Source organism: Variovorax davisae (genome assembly GCF_030316845.1).
Taxonomy (GTDB): Bacteria; Pseudomonadota; Gammaproteobacteria; order Burkholderiales; family Burkholderiaceae_C; genus Variovorax; species Variovorax davisae.
In genome coordinates this window covers 1-4,735 of record NZ_JASZYS010000032.1, presented here as the reverse complement: position 1 = coordinate 4,735, position 4,735 = coordinate 1, and the positions used below count along the sequence as shown (strand labels likewise).

Sequence of the window (4,735 nt, the reverse complement as noted above, 5' to 3'; positions counted from 1 at the left end):
CATAGCGCTGCAGCTTCAGTCGTCCGGCCGGGTCATAGACGCTGTGCTGCGTCAATCCGTTGCCCTGGATGCGCGCGGTCTCCCGGTGCAGCGCATCGCGCTCGAAGCCCACCAGTTCCTCGCCGTCCAGCATCAGGCCGTGCACGTGGCCCGAGCCGTAGCTCAGCCATTGCTGTCGACTGCCGTTGGAGCGCACCGTGGCGATGCGCTGGTCCAACTCGTCGTACTCGTGCTGCCACACATGGCAGGGGGGCTCGCGCAGGAAGTCGTGGTGCTGGTGCTCGCGCACCACGTTGCCCACCGCGTCGTAGAACCACTGCAGGCGCGCGTCCCTGTTGGTCGCCGCGACCACGCGGCCGGCCGCGTCGTACTGGAATCTCTCGACCTGTTCCCGCTGGTCGGGGATCGGACGCAGGTAGCCGTCGTCGCAGTCGCGCAGTTCCTCCGCGCGTCGCTGCAAGAGGCGGCCCATCGGGTCGTATTCATGGTGCACGAACCAATGCCCCGTGTGCTGGCGCACCGTGCGGGGCTGGTGGCGGTAGCGCGTGACTTGCTTGTCGAAGTCGCGTTCCTCGACGAGGCGGCCCATCGGGTCGTAGCTGAAGCCGTAGCGCGCACCGTTCTCGTTGACCAGCGCCGACAGGCGGGCGAGTTTGTCCCACTCGTAGCGCAAGATGGTGTCGCCCTGGATGCGCTGCTGGATCAAGCCGGCTTTGTTGTAGCGGTACTCGGTCCTGCGTTCCAAGGGATCGGTGTGGGCGAGCAATCGGCCTTCGGCATCGCGCGCGAGGCGCGTCTCGGTCTTGTCCGGGTGGACGATGGCGGCCAGTTGGCCCTGCTCGTAGACGTATTCGGTCTTATGGCCCGCTGCGTCGGTGGTGGCCTGCTGGCGGCCTTGCGCGTCGTAGCCCCAGCGGCTGGTGTGGCCCGAGCAGTCGGTGAAGCTGGCGAGTTGGCCGTCCGGGGTGTACGTCAGCTTCTTGCTGGCGCCCTTGGGGTCGATGATCTCGACCAGCTGGTTCTTGCCGTCGTAGACGTGCCGGGTCACGCGGCCCAGCGCATCGGTCTGGGTCGCCAGCAGGCCGGCTGCAGTGTAGGTGCGGCTCCAGCGCCCGCCGATCGGATCGACGATGCCCGCGAGCCGGCCCTGGGCGTCCCAGCTGTAGGCGATCCTGCTGCCGTCCGCGCGAATGTGTTCGACCAGATGATTGCGCCCATCGGCTGCGCTCTGGTAGGTGAAGTGCTCGACGCTGCCGTCCGGATGGTGGTGGGCAGTGACGTTGTACGCCGCATCGCGCTTCAGGCGTTCGATGGTGCCGTCCGGGTGGTCGATCTGGCGCGTGTAGCCCAGGCGGTCGACGTGGTGCACGGTCGTGTGGCCCAGCGCGTCGGTGACGCTGGCCGCGCCGGTTGCCGACCATGCGAGCCGGGTGTCGAAGCTGCCGTCGTCGGCCCATTCGCGCACCGCACGCGCCTTGCCGGCCTTGGCGTCTTCAGCGCTGCCCGACCACTGCAGGTTCATCGCGCGGCCGGTGCGGTCGGTGTAGCGCGTGAGAAGGTGATGGCTGTAGCGGTAGTGCCGCGCGGCCTGGGCCGCCTCTTCCAGGGTCAGCGCGTTCTCGTCCAGGGCCTGGATCAGGTCACCGGCCTCGTCGTACCGGTAGGCCGCCAACTGGCGCGTGCGCTGGCCGTTGCGCATTTCCCAAACGCCTGCGATGCGACGGTCCTCGTAGTCGACTTGCGCGTGAGCGACCAGCGTCTCGCCCTGGTAGCTCAGGACGTCGCTCAGCAGGCTCTTGGACAACGCGGCTGGCGCGGGCCGCGCGTGCGCGTCGGGCCGCTCGGGGATGATGTCGTTCCGCGGCTGCGCGCCCTGGCGTTCCTCGTCGTAGCGCATCTCGATGCGGTTGCCCTGGGGCGTGCGGTAGCCGATCGGGCGCCACCACGAGCGCGCCCACTCGAACACCTCATGCCAGTCGGGGCCGCGCTCGATCACCAGTTCGGCCGCACCCGTGCGGCGCAGCAGCAGTTCCTCGATCGGGTCCACGTGCACCTCGCCCACGGCGGGCAGGGGGTAGTCATGGGTGCGTCCGTCGCTCGCGAGGTAGCGCAGCTGCTCCAGACCCAAGGCATGCAGGGCCACCGTGTACGGCGTGACCCAGCGCGCGCCGAGTTCTCCCTTCTGGTCGTAGCCGACGAAGCCCGAGTGGTAGCTGCGCGTCCACGTGATCGGCAGCGGCGCCTGCAGCACGAAGTCGGTGTGCGCCAGGCGCTCGCTGCCGCGCGCGAAGCTGATGCTGCCGCCCGTGCCGCTCTGGGCGGCGTTCTTGCATTCCTGGCAGTCCTGCTCGGCCGGCGCCAGCGCCGAGGGCTTGGCTGCAGGCCCCACCAGGCTGTGCTGCGCCGCGTGGGTGCGCGAGCGGCCCGGCGTCTCGTGCGTGATGCCCGCGTCTTCCCACTTCGTGCCGCTTTGGCCGCCCGTGATGTCCGTCAGGGCCTGGCCGTTGATGCGGATCTTGTCGCCGCTCAGGTCGATCTCGCCCTCCTTGGTCATCTTGAGGCTGGCTTTGCCGCAGGTGACGGAGAACTGGTCCGCGACCGTGATCTCGTAGTTCCGCCCGATGCTCTGGCTCCAGCTCAGGCCCACGATGTCCGTACGCGCCAGCCCGACCGTGGTAGCCATCGCGGCGCCCACGTTCCGGTTGTAGGCCAGCCCCACGTTCTCCATGCGGGCGAGCCAGACGTTCTGGATCGAGAATCTTTGAATGGTCTCGGTCTTGGCCTTCTCGACCCTGAGGTCCTGGTTGCCGCCGATGCTGACGTCTTCATTGCCGTCCACGCGCTCGTGGCGGTCGTTGTGGATCGTGAGGGTTTCGTCATGGTCCACCGTCTCGGTGCGGTCGCGGTGGATGACGCTGGTCTCGTCACGGTCCACGGTCTTGCGCCGGTCGTTGCCGACCCACTTGTCTTCGTCATGCTCGACTTCGGTGAGCTGGTCCTTCTGGGCGTGCAGCCACAGTTGTTCCTGGCCCTTCCTGTCTTCGAAGCGCAGGGCGTTGGCGTCGCCGGGGCCGTTCTTCAGCCCCGCGCCGCGCGCGCCGTGCATGCTGGAGCGCGTGAGGACGCCGCTCTGCGTGGCGTTGGCGGGCAACTCCCACGGCGGCATGTTGAGCGCGTTGTAGACGCGGCCGCTCACGATCGGCCGGTCCGGGTCGCCGTTCTCGAAGTCGACGATGACTTCCTGGCCGATGCGCGGGATGGCGATGCTGCCGAAGCCGTTGCCCGCCCAGGGGTAGGACACGCGCACCCAGCAGGAGGAATTCTGGTCCTTCGTGCAGTAGCGGTTCCAGTGGAAGCTCAGCTTGACCTGGCCGTATTCGTTGGTCCAGATCTCCTGGCCGGGCGGGCCGGTGACGATCGCGGTCTGGGGGCCGGAGGTGCGGGGCTTCTCGTGGCGCTGGGGGCTGCGGTAGGTGTCCTTGGCTGGCTGGACGTGGAAGCGGGTCTCGCAGAAGTAGCTGTCGGCGCCGCTGGCATGGCCCGATTCACGAAGCTGGAGCGTGGCCTCGATGACCAGCCACTCGCGGTTGCTGCGGGCCTGGGGATGGTGCTGGAGCTTGAAGGTGCAGCCGGGCACGATCGCGCGCAGGTTGCCGCTGCCGTTGGCGCGCTTGCCCACGGCGCCGGCTTCTTCCATGCGGACGCGCGCCAGCGCGCGGCCTTCCTCGGCGTCGGCATAGTCGCCCGGCCAGCGGTACATCTCCTGCTGGTTGTTGCCGGTCTTGCGCGGCATCTTGGAGATTTGCTGCAGCTTGGCCTTGGGGCGGGTGAAGTCGAAGTCATCGGTGACCCAGGCGCCCGAGGCCAGGGTGTCGGTGACGTCGAAGTGCTTGCAGTATTCCTCGTCGATCTTGACGCGCTCGGCCTGGAAGCGGATGGTCTGGTAGGCCGCGCTCGCAAAGGGCTGGTGGGCGCCGGCATCGTCGACCAGCACCATGCGGTGCGCGCCGCCCGAATGTTCGAAGAAGTAATAGATTCCGAACTCTTCCATCAGACGGCTGACGAAGGCGAAGTCCTGTTCCCCGTACTGGACCTGGAAGATGCGCTGCGGGTAGCTGTGGCTCACCCGGACCTCCACCGGGAAGCCGTAGTCGGCCAGCACCTCCCGCACGATCGCGAGCGGCGTCATGTTCTGGAAGATCCTGTAGTCGCTGGTGCGCGTGGCCAGCACCAGCCAGGGCTCGATCACCACCTCGTAGATCGCGCGGCGCTCCTCGCTGCGCAGGAAGCGCGCGCGGGTGACCAGGCCGTTGATCTCGCGCGTGCCGGCGCCCACGCCGTCGAGCTCGATGACCACCGAGAACTCCTTGCCCACCAGCTCCTTGATGGGGACGTTGGCGGTGACGTATTCGGAGAGCGAGGCGCTGTCGGGGGTCTGCAGCTCGATCGCGTAGCGAAACAGCCGGCCCAGGCCTTCGTCGCCTTCCAGGCTTTTGAACTCGAGGGCCGATGCGCCCAGCAGGCTGGGCATGGCGGGACTGGACACGGTGACGGTGCGGCTCATGGAATCAGGGAACGTTCGGGCTCGTTCTGGAAAACCCGGCATGTCATGCATGAGCCGCGGGCAGCGAGCCTTCGATACTGATTCACCCATCGGAAAGACGGGGCGCAATGTGCTGTCGGACGCTTCGCAGATGGATGGCGACAAGGCTTCGACGCACAGGCGAATGGGCTG

At 67.7% G+C, this 4,735-nt stretch carries 1 protein-coding gene; it reads right to left on the bottom strand.

The genetic code is table 11. From position 1 onward, the window contains the following. Window positions 1–4,564: type VI secretion system tip protein TssI/VgrG (gene tssI, locus QTI33_RS34915; protein WP_286511316.1), on the bottom strand; the 4,564-nt coding region annotated here is incomplete at its 3' end. Window positions 4,565–4,735: the final 171 nt, after the last annotated feature.